Source organism: Nocardia vermiculata NBRC 100427 (assembly GCF_001613265.1).
In the GTDB taxonomy this organism is placed as follows: Bacteria; Actinomycetota; Actinomycetes; order Mycobacteriales; family Mycobacteriaceae; genus Nocardia; species Nocardia vermiculata.
The window spans coordinates 1-15,463 of sequence record NZ_BDCA01000019.1; the positions used below are offsets into that span (position 1 = coordinate 1).

Annotated in this window: 14 protein-coding genes; 8 read left to right on the forward strand and 6 right to left on the reverse strand. The window is 67.8% G+C overall.

Annotated elements, in window-relative coordinates:
* Positions 1-19 precede the first annotated feature (19 nt).
* A complete protein-coding gene (locus NV2_RS19585) occupies positions 20-694 on the forward strand; it encodes an HU family DNA-binding protein (RefSeq protein WP_067876337.1) in 675 nt (224 codons plus the stop codon).
* A 97-nt stretch (positions 695-791) separates the two neighbouring features.
* On the opposite strand, the gene NV2_RS19590 is transcribed toward NV2_RS19585, so the two are convergent.
* The 3 genes from NV2_RS19590 to cofC form a co-directional block, all read right to left on the reverse strand.
* Positions 792-1,691, reverse strand: a complete 900-nt coding sequence (locus NV2_RS19590) for an NUDIX hydrolase (RefSeq protein ID WP_084475144.1) — start codon at positions 1,689-1,691, stop codon at positions 792-794.
* A 74-nt stretch (positions 1,692-1,765) separates the two neighbouring features.
* Complete coding sequence (locus tag NV2_RS19595; RefSeq protein WP_067876340.1) at positions 1,766-3,982, reverse strand: RNA degradosome polyphosphate kinase; 2,217 nt, start codon at positions 3,980-3,982, stop codon at positions 1,766-1,768.
* Positions 3,983-4,052: 70 nt separating this feature from the next.
* Entirely contained in the window at positions 4,053-4,814 is a 762-nt protein-coding gene (gene cofC, locus NV2_RS19600) for a 2-phospho-L-lactate guanylyltransferase (RefSeq protein WP_067876343.1), read from the reverse strand.
* Positions 4,815-4,927: 113 nt separating this feature from the next.
* Here cofC and NV2_RS19605 point away from each other — a divergent pair, with 113 nt between their 5' ends.
* Together NV2_RS19605 and NV2_RS19610 are read left to right on the forward strand one after the other, a co-directional pair.
* Positions 4,928-5,923, forward strand: coding sequence for an NAD(P)H-dependent glycerol-3-phosphate dehydrogenase (locus NV2_RS19605; protein WP_067876637.1), 996 nt, complete (start codon positions 4,928-4,930; stop codon positions 5,921-5,923).
* Positions 5,920-7,065, forward strand: coding sequence for a D-alanine--D-alanine ligase family protein (locus NV2_RS19610; protein ID WP_373863591.1), 1,146 nt, complete (start codon positions 5,920-5,922; stop codon positions 7,063-7,065). Before NV2_RS19605 ends, NV2_RS19610 begins: the two co-directional genes overlap by 4 nt.
* 31 nt (positions 7,066-7,096) lie before the next feature.
* Here NV2_RS19610 and NV2_RS19615 read toward each other — a convergent pair whose 3' ends face one another.
* Entirely contained in the window at positions 7,097-7,942 is an 846-nt protein-coding gene (locus tag NV2_RS19615; RefSeq protein WP_084475146.1) for a DUF3515 domain-containing protein, read from the reverse strand.
* A 227-nt stretch (positions 7,943-8,169) separates the two neighbouring features.
* Here NV2_RS19615 and NV2_RS19620 point away from each other — a divergent pair, with 227 nt between their 5' ends.
* The 3 genes from NV2_RS19620 to NV2_RS19630 all read left to right on the forward strand — a co-directional run bounded on the left by NV2_RS19620 (position 8,170) and on the right by NV2_RS19630 (position 10,263).
* Entirely contained in the window at positions 8,170-9,153 is a 984-nt protein-coding gene (locus NV2_RS19620) for a thiamine-phosphate kinase (RefSeq protein WP_281198546.1), read from the forward strand.
* A gap of 121 nt (positions 9,154-9,274) precedes the next feature.
* Positions 9,275-9,952, forward strand: coding sequence for a uracil-DNA glycosylase (locus tag NV2_RS19625; RefSeq protein WP_067876346.1), 678 nt, complete (start codon positions 9,275-9,277; stop codon positions 9,950-9,952).
* A 38-nt stretch (positions 9,953-9,990) separates the two neighbouring features.
* Positions 9,991-10,263 (forward strand): hypothetical protein, encoded by a 273-nt coding sequence (locus NV2_RS19630; protein ID WP_067876349.1) that lies wholly within the window; start codon positions 9,991-9,993, stop codon positions 10,261-10,263.
* Here the strand turns inward: NV2_RS19630 and NV2_RS19635 are convergent.
* Together NV2_RS19635 and rpmB are read right to left on the reverse strand one after the other, a co-directional pair.
* Complete coding sequence (locus NV2_RS19635; protein ID WP_084475109.1) at positions 10,247-10,843, reverse strand: GNAT family N-acetyltransferase; 597 nt, start codon at positions 10,841-10,843, stop codon at positions 10,247-10,249. The genes NV2_RS19630 and NV2_RS19635 overlap by 17 nt on opposite strands.
* 142 nt (positions 10,844-10,985) lie before the next feature.
* Complete coding sequence (gene rpmB, locus NV2_RS19640; RefSeq protein WP_011210730.1) at positions 10,986-11,177, reverse strand: 50S ribosomal protein L28; 192 nt, start codon at positions 11,175-11,177, stop codon at positions 10,986-10,988.
* A 295-nt stretch (positions 11,178-11,472) separates the two neighbouring features.
* Between rpmB and fakA the strand changes: the two genes are divergently transcribed.
* On the forward strand, positions 11,473-13,170 hold the full coding sequence (gene fakA / locus NV2_RS19645) for a DAK2 domain-containing protein (protein ID WP_067876646.1): 1,698 nt from the start codon (positions 11,473-11,475) through the stop codon (positions 13,168-13,170).
* On the forward strand, positions 13,171-15,462 hold the full coding sequence (gene recG, locus NV2_RS19650; RefSeq protein ID WP_067876354.1) for an ATP-dependent DNA helicase RecG: 2,292 nt from the start codon (positions 13,171-13,173) through the stop codon (positions 15,460-15,462).
* The last annotated feature ends 1 nt before the right edge of the window (position 15,463 follow it).

Genomic DNA, 15,463 nt, shown 5'->3' on the forward strand with positions numbered 1-15,463 from the left:
TTAGTCTGCGGAGGATTCAATGAACAAGGCGGAACTGATCGATGTTCTGACCGAGAAGTTGGGTACTGACAGGCGCACGGCCACTGCGGCAGTCGAGCACATTGTCGACACTATCGTGCGTGCGGTGAACAAGGGTCAGAGCGTCACAATCACCGGATTCGGTGTATTCGAACAGCGCAAGCGGGCGGCACGGGTGGCGCGTAATCCCCGTACCGGCGAGACGGTCAAGGTGAAACCCACTTCCGTGCCGGCCTTCCGCCCGGGTGCGCAGTTCAAGGCGATCATCTCGGGTAAGCAGAAGATCGCGGCGTCCGGTCCGGCCGTGAAACGCGGTGTGGCAGCGCCGGTATCGGGGGCGGCGAAGAAGGCCGCCAAGAAGGCAGCGGCCAAGAAGACCGCCGCCAAGAAGACAGCGGCCAAGAAGGCGACTCCGGCCAAGAAGACGACCGCGGCGAAGAAGACCGCTGCGGCGAAGAAGGCCCCGGCCAAGAAGACAGTCAAGGCCACAGCCGCCAAGAAGACCGCCGCCAAGAAGACAACGGCAAAGAAGGCCCCGGCCAAGAAGACGGTCAAGGCCACAGCCACCAAGGCGCCCGCCAAGAAGACAGCGGCCAAGAAGACCACGGCCAAGAAGGCGCCCGCCAAGAAGACAGCCGCCAAGAAGACGGCGGCCAAGCGCACCGCACGGCGCTAGCGTGTGACGCGGCGTCGGAATGTGACGCGAAGACGGTGACCCCGGCCGGGATCCGGCCGGGGTCACCGTGCTTCCGTGACCGGCGCGGCCGCCGGGCTCAGCGTGCGCGCATCGCCCGGTCCAGGTGATCGGCGGCCACCAGGCGCCCGTCGGCGATCGACAGCACCCACACGCTGCCCTTGCGATTACGCGCGGGCGGGAGCGTGAATCCGGATTCGGCCGCCCATCGTTCGAGCAGGTCGGGAATAACCTTGCCCTGGCTGCATACCAGCGGCACGATATTCGGGGAGACCAGCTCGCGGAGCCGGGTCAGTGCCTGCTGTGGCGCTGCGGCATAGCCGGATTCCGAGAGCAGTGGCTCACGGCCGATATCGAGGCCGAGCGCGTCCGCGGCCGGTGCCACGGTCTGGACGCAGCGGAGCGGCGGCGCCGAATACACTGCTCCGGGGCCGAAAGTGAGCAGATTGGGCGTGAGCATCTCGACCTGCGCGTGACCGGCCTTCTCCAGGGGGCGTTCGTCGTCGGGACCGGTGAATCGTTCCCGGCGACCGGCCTTCGCATGCCGCACCAGCAGCAGCGTGGCCGTATCGGGCGGTAGCCGCAGGAAATTGCGGATGATTCGGCGGTCCATGGGATACGACAGCTCGTCCATCACCCGGTCGACCGGGTGCCACCGCAGTTCGTCGACTTCGGAATTGGTAATGAATTCACCGGCGGCAACGGTTGCAGACCAATAATCCGCACGTTTGAGTTTGCGATGTCCGGGTACGGGATATGTGACCCGGCCGAGATAGCGGCCCAAACGGCAGTCCAGACCGGTTTCTTCGGCTACTTCACGGACCGCGGCGACCATCGGGGTTTCGCCGGGATCCAGTTTTCCTTTCGGCAGCGACCAGTCGTCGTATTTCGGCCGGTGCACCAACGCGACCTCGACCGGGCCGCCGGACCGCGGCCGCCGCCAGACTACGGCGCCGGCCGCGTAGATGTTGGCCGTCACCCGCGGGTCGGAGATCCCGGTCCCGTCGGCGAGACCGTCGTCGGGGCGGTCGAAATCCGGTGTTGCCGACGTCTTCACTGCTGATCCGGTCGACGCAGTCGCATGAGGAACTCCTGATGGTCGCGCACCTGAACGCCGAGACTGTCGGCGTCGTGACTGGGTTGGGCGGCCCAGCCGCCGTCCGCCTGCAGGACCCAGCAGCGGGTCGCCGGGTCCAGGGCCGAATCGAAGACCCCGGCGAGACGCTCGCGCAGTCTGGGCTCCTTCACCTGTGCCATGACTTCGACCCGGCGGTCCAGATTGCGGTGCATCATGTCGGCGCTGCCGATCCAGTACTCGTCCTGGGCGGCGAAGTGCAGGATGCGCGAATGTTCCAGGAACCGGCCGAGGATCGAACGCACCTCGATGTTATCGCTCATTCCAGGCACGCCCGGACGGAGCCCGCAGATACCGCGCACCACGATCTGCACCGGAACACCGGCCTGGGAAGCGCGGTAGAGCGCATCGATGATCTGCTCGTCGACGATGGCGTTGGCCTTGAGGCGAATTCGGGCCGGCGCGCCCTCGGCGGCCAGTTCGGTCTCCCGCTGGATCCGCTCGACGATCCCCGATCGCACGCTGCTCGGAGCGACCAACAGGTTGCGGTAGTTGGCCTTTCGGGAATAGCCGGTCAGCGAATTGAACAGGTCGGTGAGGTCGGCGCCGATTTCCGGTGCGGCAGTGAGCAGTCCGACGTCTTCGTAGAGCCGAGCGGTCTTCGGGTTGTAGTTCCCGGTCCCGATGTGGCAGTAGCGACGGATGGTGGCGCCCTCGCGGCGTACCACCAGACAGGTCTTGCAATGGGTCTTCAGACCGATGAGGCCGTAGACGACATGTACCCCTGCTTGTTCCAGTGCCCGTGCCCATTTGATGTTGGCCTGCTCGTCGAAGCGAGCCTTGATCTCCACCAGCGCCACCACCTGTTTACCGGCCTCGGCCGCGTCGATCAGCGCATTGACGATGGGGGAGTCACCGGAGGTGCGGTACAGGGTCTGTTTGATCGCCAGCACCTGCGGGTCGGCGGCCGCCTGTTCGATGAAGCGCTGCACACTGGTGGAGAACGAGTCGTAGGGATGATGTACTAGCACATCACCTTCACGCAGGGCGGCGAAGACGTTGCGCGGGGTTTCCCGTTCGCCGAACGCCGGTGGTGTCGCCGGCACGTACGGTGCGTTCTTGAGGTTGGGGCGGTCCACACCGTAGACCTGCCACAGCGACGACAGATCGAGCAGTCCGGGCACCTGGATGACGTCTCCCGGATCGACGTCCAGTTCACGCAGCAGCAGCTCGAGCATGTGCTCGGTCATATCGTCGGAGACTTCCAGCCGCACCGGAGAACCGAAGCGGCGCCGGGCCAGTTCCCGTTCCAGGGCTTGCAGCAGATCCTCGTCGCGATCCTCGTCGACCTCGAAATCGGCGTTGCGGGTGATGCGGAACGAATGGTGTTCCACCACCTCCATCCCCGGGAACAGCTGTCCGAGATGGGCGGCGATCAGGTCTTCCATCGGCAGGAAGGCGGCCAGCGGAGGCAGGGCGGCCGGCTCGGTGTCGCGGCGTGGGCCGGATGTTTCGGTGGTCGAACGCCGGACCCGAACGAACCGGTCGACGTTGTCGGGTACCTTCACACGGGCGAAATGCTCCGCACCGGTTTCGGAATCCTTCACGGTGACAGCCAGATTCAGGCTGAGGCCACTGATGTAGGGAAAGGGGTGCGCAGGATCGACCGCGAGCGGGGTCAGCACCGGGAACACCTGATCGAGGAAATACCCCGAGAGCCGGCCGCGCTCGTCGGCGTCGAGATCGCTCCACCCGATGACGGCGACACCGTCGGCCGCGAGTGCGGGCTGCACCTGGTCCAGGAAGACCCGCGCATGCCGGTCGGCCAGCTCCTGGGTCCGTTCGGCGATGAGGGTGAGCTGTTCGGTCGGTGAGAGCCCGTCGGCGGAACGGACCGAGAGACCGGCCTCGGCACGGCGCTTGAGTCCGGCGACCCGGACCATGTAGAACTCGTCGAGATTCGAGGAGAAGATGGCCAGGAACTTCGCGCGTTCCAGCAGCGGTTCGGAGAGATCCTCGGCGAGGGCGAGAACTCGTGCGTTGAAATCCAGCCAGCTCAGTTCACGGTTCAGGTAGCGATCGGGGGGCAACTGGGGGACGGCCGCTGCGGTGGGCGGCGGGGTGGCCGCCGGTGGTGCCGCCGGTAGCCGGGGCTGTTGCGGGGCGGTCTCCGTATCGCTCACACTCACGATCATTCCTTACAACTCGGGTGCTGTCGTTGCCGACACCACCGCGTGGTGGCCTCTGCGCGGCCCCGGCGATCATCTAGCACACATGTGACGGGGTCGCGCACCTCCGGGTGAGATCCTCGTGAACAGCAACCGGCCAGCCGATGTCGCGCAGCAGTTGCGCGGTGGCCCGGCCTACCCCGAGGGAGATCGCGCGCTCGAGGTCGGCTGCGGTATCGACGTCGAGCCGTAGGCCGGGCCAATCGCCGCCGAGTTCGACCGCACCCGACTCCCGATGTAGCCGCGCCGAATCCGGTCCGAAGCGCGGCGCGAGTGTGGTGGTGCCAGTGTTCGGTGTGCCTGGCCTGCGCACTAGCAGCGCCGCTGTGCCGTGGCCGGTGTGATCGACCACCACAGACCGCCCGGCACGCGGTGCGGCGCGCACCATCGAGGTCAGTTCCTCGGCCTGCACCGCGGGCAGATCGGCTTGTAACGCAAGCAGATCGACCGCACCGTGGCGGCGATGGACCGCCTCCGCGGCCGCGGTCAGTGCGGTGTTGAGTCCGTCATCGGTGGGGGTCGCGGCCGGGGTGTCAGCCGTCGTGGCGATCTCGAGGAACGGCGCGGGATCCGGGTGGACCTCGGCGCCGAGCGCGCGGACCGCGTCGGCGACCCGCTCGTCGGGTGTCACCACGGTGACCGACCCCAGCCCCGCGGCCAGCGCTGCACCGACGGTATCTGCCAGCATGGCCAGCACCAGCCGCGACCGCTCCCCGGCGGGCAGGCGATCGGCGAGGCGGCTCTTGGCTCGGTCGAGGTTCTTGACCGCGATCACGGCGTGGACGGCATCCGGACGCATGCGCCCATCGTCCCACGTCGCTCCCGTGCACAACCGGTGAGCGGTGTCGCGCACGAACACGCGAACTCCCGAGTACCCGGCGGGCGCTCCGCGTCGAGTGGCATATTGAAATGATGACGAGGGCGGCAGTGATGGGCGCGGGGTCCTGGGGTACGACATTCGCGAAGGTGCTCCACGATGCGGGCACCGAGGTGACGATGTGGGCACGTCGGCCGGAGATCGCGACGGCGCTGGCGACCGAACACCGCAATCCCGCATACCTACCGGATGTGCGATTGCCCGGGATCTCCGCGACCGACGATTACCGGGTGGCGCTCGACGGCGCCGATATCGTCGTGCTGGCGGTGCCGTCGCAGTCGTTGCGGACCAATCTGGCCGGGTGGCGTGACCATATCGATTCCGATGCCACGCTGTTGAGCCTGATCAAGGGGATCGAGACCGGAACGCTGATGCGGATGAGCGAGGTCGTCGCCGAGGTCACCGGCGCCGAGCCGGAGCGGATCGCGGTGCTGTCGGGACCGAATCTGGCCGGCGAGGTCGCCGCCGAGCAACCCACCGCCTCGGTGGTGGCCTGCTCGGACGCCGCACGGGCCGAGGCCGTGCAGCACGCGTGCGCCACCGGATACTTCCGGCCGTATACCAACACCGATGTGGTCGGCTGCGAGGTCGGTGGCGCCTGTAAGAACGTGATCGCGATGGCCTGCGGTATCGCCGCCGGGATGGGGCTGGGTGACAATTCCGCCGCCAGCCTGATGACCCGCGGGTTGGCCGAGGTGATGCGACTCGGGGTCGCGCTGGGCGCGAATCCGGTCACGCTGGCCGGACTGGCCGGGGTGGGCGATCTGGTGGCAACGTGCACGTCGACGCTGTCGCGCAACCGGTCTTTCGGCTACGTACTCGGCACCGGCGGCTCGATGCAGGCCGCCCAGGATGCGACGAACGGGCAGGTCGCAGAGGGTGTGAAGTCGTGTACCTCGATCCGTGCGCTCGCGAAGAAGCATGAGGTGGAGATGCCACTGACGACCGCGGTACACCGGGTCTGCCACGAGGGGCTGGCGGTCTCGGATGCGGTCGGGCAATTGCTGGGCCGCCGGATCAAACCGGAATGAATGACAGCGCTGTGGCCAAGGTACGGTTTGCGACTATGACGAACCGGATCAGGGTCGCGGTGGTGTTCGGTGGCCGCAGCAACGAACACGCGGTGTCGTGCGTTTCCGCCGGCATGGTGCTGACCAATCTGGATCCCGAGCGGTATGAGTCGGTGCCTATCGGCATCACCCGGGAAGGGGCCTGGGTCCTCGCCGGTGCCGATGCCCGGGCGCTGGCAATCCACGAGCGTGCCCTGCCCACCGTCGATTCGTCCGGAACGGTGCTGACCCTGGCCGCCGATCCGAGCCGATCCGGCAGTCTGGTGGCACTCGACGGTGCCGAGGCGGTGCTGGACGTGGTCGATGTGGTGTTTCCGGTCCTGCACGGCCCCTGGGGAGAGGACGGCACGCTACAGGGTCTGCTGGAACTGGCCGGCGTCCCCTACGTGGGACCCGGTGTGCTGGCCAGCGCGACCGCGATGGACAAGGAGTTCACGAAGAAACTACTTGCCGCCGAGGGACTTCCGGTCGGCAGTCAGGTGGTGCTGCGGCCCGGTACCGATTCGATCGGGGAGGCCGACCGCGAGCGGCTCGGCCTGCCGGTCTTCGTCAAACCGGCCCGGGGCGGCTCCTCGATCGGGATCACCAAGGTGAACGACTGGAGTGACCTCGACGCCGCGATCGCCGCGGCCCGGCTGCACGACCCGAAGGTGATCGTGGAGGCCGGTATCGTCGGGCGCGAAGTCGAGTGCGGCGTACTGGAATTCCCGGACGGCCGAGTGCAGGCCAGTGCGATCGCCGAGATCCGGATGCCGGATGAGGGCGAAATCGCTGCCACCGCACCGCAGTTCTACGATTTCGACACCAAATACCTCGACGACGTCTGCGAATTCGATATTCCGGCGAAGCTGGACGACGATGTGTCCCAGCAGATCCGCGAGCTGTCGGTGCGGGCATTCCGTGCCCTCGACTGCCAGGGACTGGCCCGGGTCGACTTCTTCGTCACCGAATCCGGACCGGTGATCAACGAGATCAACACCTTGCCCGGATTCACCTCCATCTCGATGTATCCGCGCATGTGGGATGCCACCGGGGTGGACAACCGGACCCTCATCACGACCCTGATCGAAACCGCGCTGACCCGGGGAACCGGTCTGCGCTGAGGGGATCCCGGGTTCGGTTGCCGCGGATCGGCTAGTTGGGCACCGGACCCGGATCGATGGGCTTCGCGGGCAGTTGCGCGCTGATCGTGTTCGAGATTTCCTGGAGTGGAGACGGCCCCGACTCGTCCGGCATGGTGACCGCGATATAGGTGCCACGATCGACGGCGTACCAGGTGCCCGAGGTGACGCCGGTGGTGTCGTCGCGGATCTCGAACCAGTTCACCCCGTTGATCACCTGAAGTGCCGCGGACTTGGTGAAGTCCAGCGGGCGATCCAGGCCGCACCGCAGCACGATTGGATCTCCGCCGTCGGCGAGCTGCCAGGCCACCGAGCCGGGTGGGGCCGGTTCGACCAGTTCGGAACGGGTGTAGTCGCCGGCCAGAGTGGACGGGACGGCGGCCAGCAAGCGGGTGCAGTCCGCGCTGCCCGCGGCGGGAGCCGGTACCGACCCCAGCGCCAGCGGTTCGCGTTCGGTGGGCTGGCGCGACATGACGGCGATGACGAGGATCGCGACGATCAACGCCACCGGGAGCGCGACCGCGGTCGCAATCAGCGCCGGGTGTAGTTGGTGGGACTGCTCGGCCGGGGTCTCGGTGGAGGTCTCGGCCGAAGCCTCGGTGGAATCTGCGGCCGAACCGTCGCCGGTCGCGGCTGCGGTGCGAGCCCCCGGCTCGGCTGTCGAGTCCTCGGTCGTCGTTTCTGCTGTCCCGGCTGCCTCGGTCGCTGCAGTGGAGCTGTCCGGCTTGCCGCCAGTGGTCTCCGGCTCGCTGCGTGTCGTGTCCGGCTTGCTGCCAGTGGTGTCCTCGCGATGATCCGCCCCGGAATTCGCGCCGTCCGGCGAGGTGTCCGCGTTCGGCCCGTCCGCTTCTGCGCTCATCGGGAATTCGTCTCCACTCGTACCGTGCTCCGTGCTGGGGGTCACCGGATCCGCGGATCGTCGGTAACGTGCGGTTTCGAGGGTATCGAATCACGGTATCCGCTCCGCAGGGCGGCCGCATCGGCCCGGAGTACCGGTGAGTTCGGTACCGGGACGTCGGCGGCGCTGCGACCGGCATCGACGGGTAGCGTCGCACTGCTGTGTCACCGGCGGCACCAGGGCCGGGTGTGGAGAAGGAGAGCGACATCACCGACAACAGTCCGCGCACTGTGCGCGATCTGGGGGAATTCGCGTTGATCGAACGGATGAACGCCGGGCGCTCGTACGGTCCGGGCGTGCTCGTGGGCCCGGGCGACGACGCTGCCGTGATCGCCGCGCCTGCCGGTCGATACGTGGTCAGCACCGACATGCTCGTGCAGGATCGGCATTTCCGCCTCGACTGGTCCCGGCCCGAGCACATCGGCGCCAAGGCGATCGCACAGAACGCCGCCGATGTGGTGGCGATGGGTGCTGCGCCCAGCGCGTTCGTGGTGTCGCTGGGGTGCCCGGCCGACACCGCGGTGGATTTCGTGGACGGACTGGTGGACGGGATGTGGGCCGAGGCGGACCGGGCCGGAGCCGCCATCGCCGGCGGGGATGTGGTGCACAGTCCGCAGGTGGTGATCTCGGTGACCGCGTTCGGCGATCCGCGCGAACATTCGGTGCTGCGTTCGGGGGCGAGCCCGGGCGATGTGGTGGCCGTCGCGGGACGGCTGGGATGGTCGGCGGCCGGGCTGGCTGTGTTCACGACCGGAGCGAACCGTGATGCCTTCCCCGAAGTTGTTGCCGCGCATCGGGTCCCGCAGCCGGATTACGCTGCCGTCCTGGAGCTACCCGCGACCGCGGCTGTCACCGCGATGACCGACATCTCCGACGGCCTGCTCGCCGACCTCGGTCACATCGCCGAATCCTCGACTGTCCGCATCGATGTCGATGCCGCAGCGGTCGCCGATCCCGCGCTGCGGCCGGTGGCCGAGGCATTGGGCGCCGAGGCGCTGAGCTGGATCCTCACCGGCGGCGAGGATCACGCCTTCGCGGCCACTTTCCGGGCCGGAACCCCGCTGCCCGCCGGGTGGCGCCGGGTCGGGCGAGTGTGTTCGGGTTCCGGTGTGACGGTCGATGGTGCGTCGTGGGCGGGTGCGCCGGGCTGGGAGTCGTTCGTCGACGGGTAGTCGGAAGGTGAGCGAGGACAGCCGGGAGGTGGGCCGGGTGGCCCGGAGGCCGACCGGGGCGCGGCAGGTAACCGGAGGCCCGCGGTCCGAGACGGTGCACCCTGGACTATCTTGTCCGGACATGGGTGCGAAACCGTTGCCGGAGATCATCGATACGGGCTGGGCCGAGGCGTTGGAGCCGGTGGCCGACCGGATCGCCGAGATGGGGGAGTTCCTGCGGGCGGAGAATGCCGCCGGACGCGGGTATTTCCCCAAGGGGGACAACGTTTTACGTGCGTTCACCCGACCCTTCGACAAGGTGCGGGTGCTGATCGTCGGCCAGGACCCTTACCCGACTCCGGGGCATGCGATGGGCCTGAGTTTCTCGGTGGCACCGGATGTCTCTCCGGTGCCGCGCAGTCTCGCCAACATCTTTTCCGAGTATTCCCGTGATCTGGGGCATCCGACACCCACGTGTGGTGACCTCTCGCCGTGGTCGGATCAGGGGGTGCTGATGCTCAACCGGGTACTGACCGTCTCGCCCGGCAAGCCGGCTTCGCACCGCGGCAAGGGCTGGGAGACAGTGACGGAGCAGGCGATTCGTGCGCTCGTGGAACGAGATCAGCCGCTGGTGGCGATCCTGTGGGGGCGCGACGCCGCCACCCTGAAACCGATGCTCGGTGAGGTGCCGAGCATCGAATCCGTGCACCCCTCGCCGCTGTCGGCCTCGCGCGGATTCTTCGGATCGAGGCCATTCTCCCGGACGAACGAATTGCTCGGTACATTAGGGGCCGCCCCGGTCGACTGGCGCTTGCCCTGACCGTGGCACAACAAGTTCGACGAAACAGGAGCAGATGTATGCAGATCACATCCGTGCGCGGTGCCGTCGTCGCCGTTGCTGCGGGCGCGGCCGTTCTGGGCGCACCGGCAGTGGCTCAGGCCTCGGGTATCCCGCTGGAACCGGCGGTGCAGGAGCAGGCCGCACCCGCACAGGCCGAACCGGTACTGGCACTATGGGATCCGCAGACGGGTTCGTCGTCGCTGTCGTCCAATGTCAATGCCCGCGGGCTCTGCATTTTCCAGAGTCTCAGCGCACAGGGCGGACTGGACTGCTTCAACGGCGCTCAGTGATCCCGCGGCGGGCGACCATCCGGATTTCGCTCGCTGCAGAGAACGGTTCGATTCTGCGGGCCCCGTCGGCCGCGAATCCGAATTTTCGATAGAAACTCCGGGCGCGTGGATTCTCCTCGAACACCCATAGTGCGGTGTCGGTGTCGGGGAGGAGAATCGCACGCATCAATTCCTGGGCGATGCCGGTGCCGTATCGGGCAGCGCGGAGATAGAGCGCATACAGTTCCCGATCGGCTACCCGCGGGTTGTCGCGTGGTGGGCCTGCATGCGCGAACCCGAGGATCTCGGTGCCGCGGGGGCCGGGCCGCACCGACGCTGGGATCGCGGTCTCGGGCTTGCCGGCGACGGCCACCAGCAAAGTCCTGCGCTCCGCGGCGGCAGCCGAACTGTCCGTGGCGTTCGGCAATTCGGTGATGATCCGGGTCCACTGCTGCGTGCTGCGAGTGGTGTCGAACGCGTCGAGTAGATGGTCGGGCACCAGGCCCCGATACGCCTCCCGCCACGATTCGATATGGCACACCGCCAGGCCCTGAGCATCGTCCACCGTCGCCGGGCGGACGATCCAATCGGTTATCCGCATGTCGGCCTGCGCGGACCCGGATGTCCGCGGGAATACAACGCTCGCAAACACAACGCCCGGGAATACAACAATGCCCCGGTCACCGTGGGGGTGTTCCGGGGCATCGGGGTGCTGTGTAGTGCAGCACAGATGTCTACGCAGCTCAGCCGCGAACAACCTTTCCGGCCTTGAGGCAGGAGGTGCAGACGTTCATGCGGCGGGTGTTGCCGGGGGCAACCTGCGCGCGGACGGTCTGGATGTTCGGGTTCCAGCGACGGTTTGTGCGCCGGTGCGAGTGCGAAACCGACTTACCGAAGCCGGGGCCCTTGGCGCAGACGTCGCAGACGGCAGCCATAGTCGCGAGCTCCTTCATGTCATGGGGGACCGCTGTCGAAAACGACAGCCTGTCCGGAAACTTTATCCTCAATGCCTACCAGCGGAACCGCCGGTCAACGCAACCGACCAGCGGCCACGTGAGGCAACCCTGCAAGAATAGCGGGCGGCTGTCTGCGATGTCCAATCGCACCCCACGTTGTCCGCTTCGGGGCCGGTTCACGTGGGGATCGTCGCGTTCGGCGCTGTCGGTGCGGGCGACTACCCTGGCTGGCGAGGTGGCGGGTGTGCACGGCGGCGGTGGAAGGAAGGTGACGGTGCTCGAGGTCCGAGAGACACTCGATGCGGCGGCGCTGCGTCGGTGGGGGCTGTTGTGCGTCGACATGTTGTCCGCGCATCGCGACGAGATCAACGCACTGAACGTTTTCCCCGTGGCCGACTCCGACACCGGCACCAATCTGCTGATGACCATGCGGGCGGCGATGCACGCCGCCGAGACGGTGCCGCAGGATCACGCCGGCCCGGCGACGCTGCTGGCAGCGATGGCGCGTGCGGCCACGACCGGCGCCTGTGGGAATTCGGGAATCATCCTGTCCCAGGTGCTGCGGGCACTGGCCGAGGCCGGCGGTGACGAACCGCTGGGCGCCGCGGAAGTGCGGGCGGCGCTGCGCCGGGCCGCAGTCCTGGTGCGCGACGCGCTCAGTGAACCGGTGGACGGCACCATGCTCACGGTGCTCGAGGCGGCGGCCGATCGGGCCGCGGACGGTCCGGCGCAGACGGTCGAAACGGTCGCGATCGCTGCGGCGGAAGGGGCCGCCAAGGCGCTCGCCGAGACTCCGTCCCAGCTCGGTGTGCTGCGCGCGGCGGGGGTGGTCGACGCGGGGGCGCGGGGGCTGCTGGTGCTGTTGGACGCCTTGGTGCAGGTGTGTACCGGACGTGTGACGACGAGGCCCGCGTACGGGCGCGGGAGATCCGGCCCGGGCGCCGGGGTCGCGGCCGGTAGCGGTCGCCTCGACGGGGCCGGGAGCGGTGGCTTCGGCGCAGCCGGCCCTGATGTCCTCGACTCGAGCCCGGGACTGCCCGAAGCCGGCTGGGCCCCGCATTTCGCCGCTGCTGCCGGGCCTCGGTACGAAGTGATGTACGTGCTCGGGGACAGTGACCACACACGAGTCGGCGCGCTGAAGAAGGCACTTGCGGCACTGGGTGATTCGGTGGTCGTGGTCGGTGACGGCGCGAACACGTGGTCGGTGCACGTGCACAGCGCCGACGCCGGTGCGGCAGTCGAAGCGGGGCTCGCGGCCGGTACCCTGCGCAATATCCGTATCGAGGGCCTGGTGGTGGACCCGGCGGTCGTCTTCGGCCCCGCCGACCGCGGCATTCTCGCGATAGCCTCCGGTACCGGGGCGGTGCGGCTGTTCGAGGATTCGGGTGCGGTCGTGCTCACCGGCGAGGTGACGGCCGAGCGCCTGCTCGAGGCGATCCGGGCCATGCCTCAGCGGGAGATCCTGGTGCTGCCCAACGGTGCACTGCCCGCTCCGGACCTGGTCGCGATCGGTGTGGCGGCGCGTGAGGGCCGCCGGGAGGTGCTGATGCTGCCGAGCCTGTCGATGGTGCAGGGACTGGCGGCACTGGCCCTGCACGACAGCGGCAGCCTGGCCGTCGACGACGCGCTGACCATGTCGCAGTCGGCGGCGAGCACCCGCTGGGGGGCGGTCCGGATCGCCGCCGAGCGCGCGTTGACCATCGTCGGCACCTGCGACGAGGGCGACGGTTTGGGGTTGGTGGGCCACGACGTGGTCGTCATCGATCCGGACCTGGGCCGCGCGGCCCGGACTCTGCTGGACCGCATGCTCGGCCTGGGCGGAGAATTGGTCACCCTGCTGCTCGGCGCGCACGCGCCCGACGGGCTCGCGGACGACCTCACCACATACATCACCGCGGAATTTCCCGGCGTCGAGATCGTCACCTACGACGGTGGGCAGGCCGCGGACCTGGTTCAGATCGGGGTGGAATAGATGGCCACGTTGCATGATCGACTCGACCACGTGCTGGGCGTGAAGGCGGCCGAACCGCTGGCCGACGCGTTCGATATGCATATCGTCGAAGATCTGCTGCGCCACTATCCCGCGCGCTACGCGACCCAGGGGCAGCCCCTCACCGAGGAGGCCCCGGAGGAGGGCGCGCACATCACGGTCGTCGGCCGGGTGAGCAAAACCGAACTGCGCCCGATGCGTCAGCGTCGCGGCAAGCTGCTCAAGGTCGAACTGGACACCGGCTCCGCGAAACCGGTCGAGATCACCTTCTTCAACGGCGACAAGGTGAACTACCTCGTCAAGCAGGGCGTCCGCGCGATGATGTCGGGCACCGTGCACTGGTGGCGCCCGGACCGGTGGAACCTGTCGCATCCGTCGTATCTGATCATGCCGGAAACGGCCGAATCGGTCGATACTCTGACCTCGGTGCGTGGCGGCGGTGCGCTGCGCGGCTTGGCGGAGAGCGCGAAAGGCGCCGGTGGGGTGGATATCTCGTTCTTCGAGCGGGAATATATTCCGGTATATCCGGCGACGGCCAAGGTGCAGAGCTGGGACATTCTGGCCTGCGTACGCCAGGTCCTCGACCAACTCGACCCCGTCGCCGATCCGCTGCCGGAGGAGCTGCGTGACGAGCACGACCTGCTGGCGATCACCGATGCGCTGCGGCTGGTGCATCTGCCCGAGAGCAAATCCGATATCGAACAGGCCAGGCAGCGTCTTCGTTTCGACGAGGCGCTGGCCCTGCAACTGGTGCTGGCCCAGCGTCGCCGGGACGCGGCCGGACGCACGGCACGACCGTGCCCACCGCGCACCGACGGGATCGCCGCCGAATTCTCCCACCGGCTGCCGTTCGAGTTGACCGCCGGACAGCACAAGGTCATCGCCGAGATCTCCGACGACCTGTCGCGCCCGCATCCGATGCACCGGCTGCTGCAGGGCGAGGTCGGCTCCGGCAAGACGATCGTGGCCCTGCACGCGATGCTGCAGGTGGTCGACACCGGAATGCAGTGTGCGCTGCTGGCCCCCACCGAGGTCCTCGCCGCTCAGCACTACCGGTCGTTGCGCACCATGCTCGGAGATCTCGGCGAGGCCGGGGAACTGGGTGCCGCCGACCAGGCGACCAAAGTGGTCCTGCTGACCGGGTCGATGTCGGCGAGCGCGAAGAAGGCCGCACTGCTCGATGTGGTCACCGGGACGGCCGGCATCGTCATCGGCACGCATGCACTCATCCAGGATGCGGTGGAATTCTTCGACCTCGGGATGGTGATCGTCGACGAACAACACCGCTTCGGTGTGGAGCAGCGGGATGCGCTGCGCGCCAAGGCGAAGCAGGGCATCACCCCGCACCTGCTGGTGATGACCGCGACCCCCATCCCGCGCACCATTGCGATGACCACCCTCGGCGATCTGGAGACCTCCACCCTCACCGAACTCCCGCGCGGGCGCTCGCCCATCGCGACACGGGTGGTGCCCGCCCGGATGAAGCCCGCCTGGGTGGAGCGCGCGTGGGAACGCATCCGGGAGGAGGTCGCCGAGGGACGGCAGGCCTACGTGGTGTGCTCGCGCATCGGTGACGAGGAGGACGACGGGAAGGCTGGGCGTAAGTCCGAGGGAAAGGCCGGCGGCCGTAAGAAGCCGGCGCCGGAGGACAAGGAGGCACCGACCACCCACGCTGCCGTCGACGTCTTCGACACCCTGCGCGCCGGGCCGCTGGCGCAGCTGCGCCTGGGCCTGCTGCACGGCCGGTTGCCCACCGAGGACAAGGACCGGGTGATGCGCTCGTTCAACGACGGCGACCTCGACGTCCTGGTGTGCACCACGGTCGTCGAGGTCGGTGTCGATGTTCCCAATGCGACCGTCATGGTGATCGTGGACGCCGACCGATTCGGCGTGAGCCAGCTGCATCAGCTCCGTGGTCGGGTGGGCCGCGGCAAACATCCCGGACTGTGCCTGCTCATCACCGAAACCTCCCCGATGGGAACGGCGATGTCCCGGCTGGAATCCGTGGCGGGGACACTCGACGGTTTCGAACTGTCGGTAATGGACCTACGCCAGCGCCGGGAGGGCGATGTGCTGGGCTCCGCACAGTCGGGCACCGCGCGCAGCCTGAAACTGCTGTCGCTGCTCGACGATCTCGAGGTGATCAGTGCCGCATCGCAGCTGGCGCGTGAAGTAGTCGATGCCGACCCCGGGCTGGGGAATCACCCCGGCCTCGCTTCCATGATGCGCTCGGCTGTCGATGCGCAGCGCCTGGAGTATCTGGCCAAGTCCTGAC

Coding starts and splice junctions, on each gene's coding strand:
- NV2_RS19635 (WP_084475109.1), bottom strand. CDS start 10,843: ATGCGGATAACCGATTGGATCGTCCGCCCGGCGACGGTGGACGATGCT.
- NV2_RS19625 (WP_067876346.1), top strand. CDS start 9,275: ATGGGTGCGAAACCGTTGCCGGAGATCATCGATACGGGCTGGGCCGAG.
- cofC (WP_067876343.1), bottom strand. CDS start 4,814: ATGCGTCCGGATGCCGTCCACGCCGTGATCGCGGTCAAGAACCTCGAC.
- NV2_RS19615 (WP_084475146.1), bottom strand. CDS start 7,942: ATGAGCGCAGAAGCGGACGGGCCGAACGCGGACACCTCGCCGGACGGC.
- NV2_RS19585 (WP_067876337.1), top strand. CDS start 20: ATGAACAAGGCGGAACTGATCGATGTTCTGACCGAGAAGTTGGGTACT.
- NV2_RS19630 (WP_067876349.1), top strand. CDS start 9,991: ATGCAGATCACATCCGTGCGCGGTGCCGTCGTCGCCGTTGCTGCGGGC.
- rpmB (WP_011210730.1), bottom strand. CDS start 11,177: ATGGCTGCCGTCTGCGACGTCTGCGCCAAGGGCCCCGGCTTCGGTAAG.
- recG (WP_067876354.1), top strand. CDS start 13,171: ATGGCCACGTTGCATGATCGACTCGACCACGTGCTGGGCGTGAAGGCG.
- NV2_RS19605 (WP_067876637.1), top strand. CDS start 4,928: ATGACGAGGGCGGCAGTGATGGGCGCGGGGTCCTGGGGTACGACATTC.
- NV2_RS19595 (WP_067876340.1), bottom strand. CDS start 3,982: ATGATCGTGAGTGTGAGCGATACGGAGACCGCCCCGCAACAGCCCCGG.
- NV2_RS19610 (WP_373863591.1), top strand. CDS start 5,920: ATGAATGACAGCGCTGTGGCCAAGGTACGGTTTGCGACTATGACGAAC.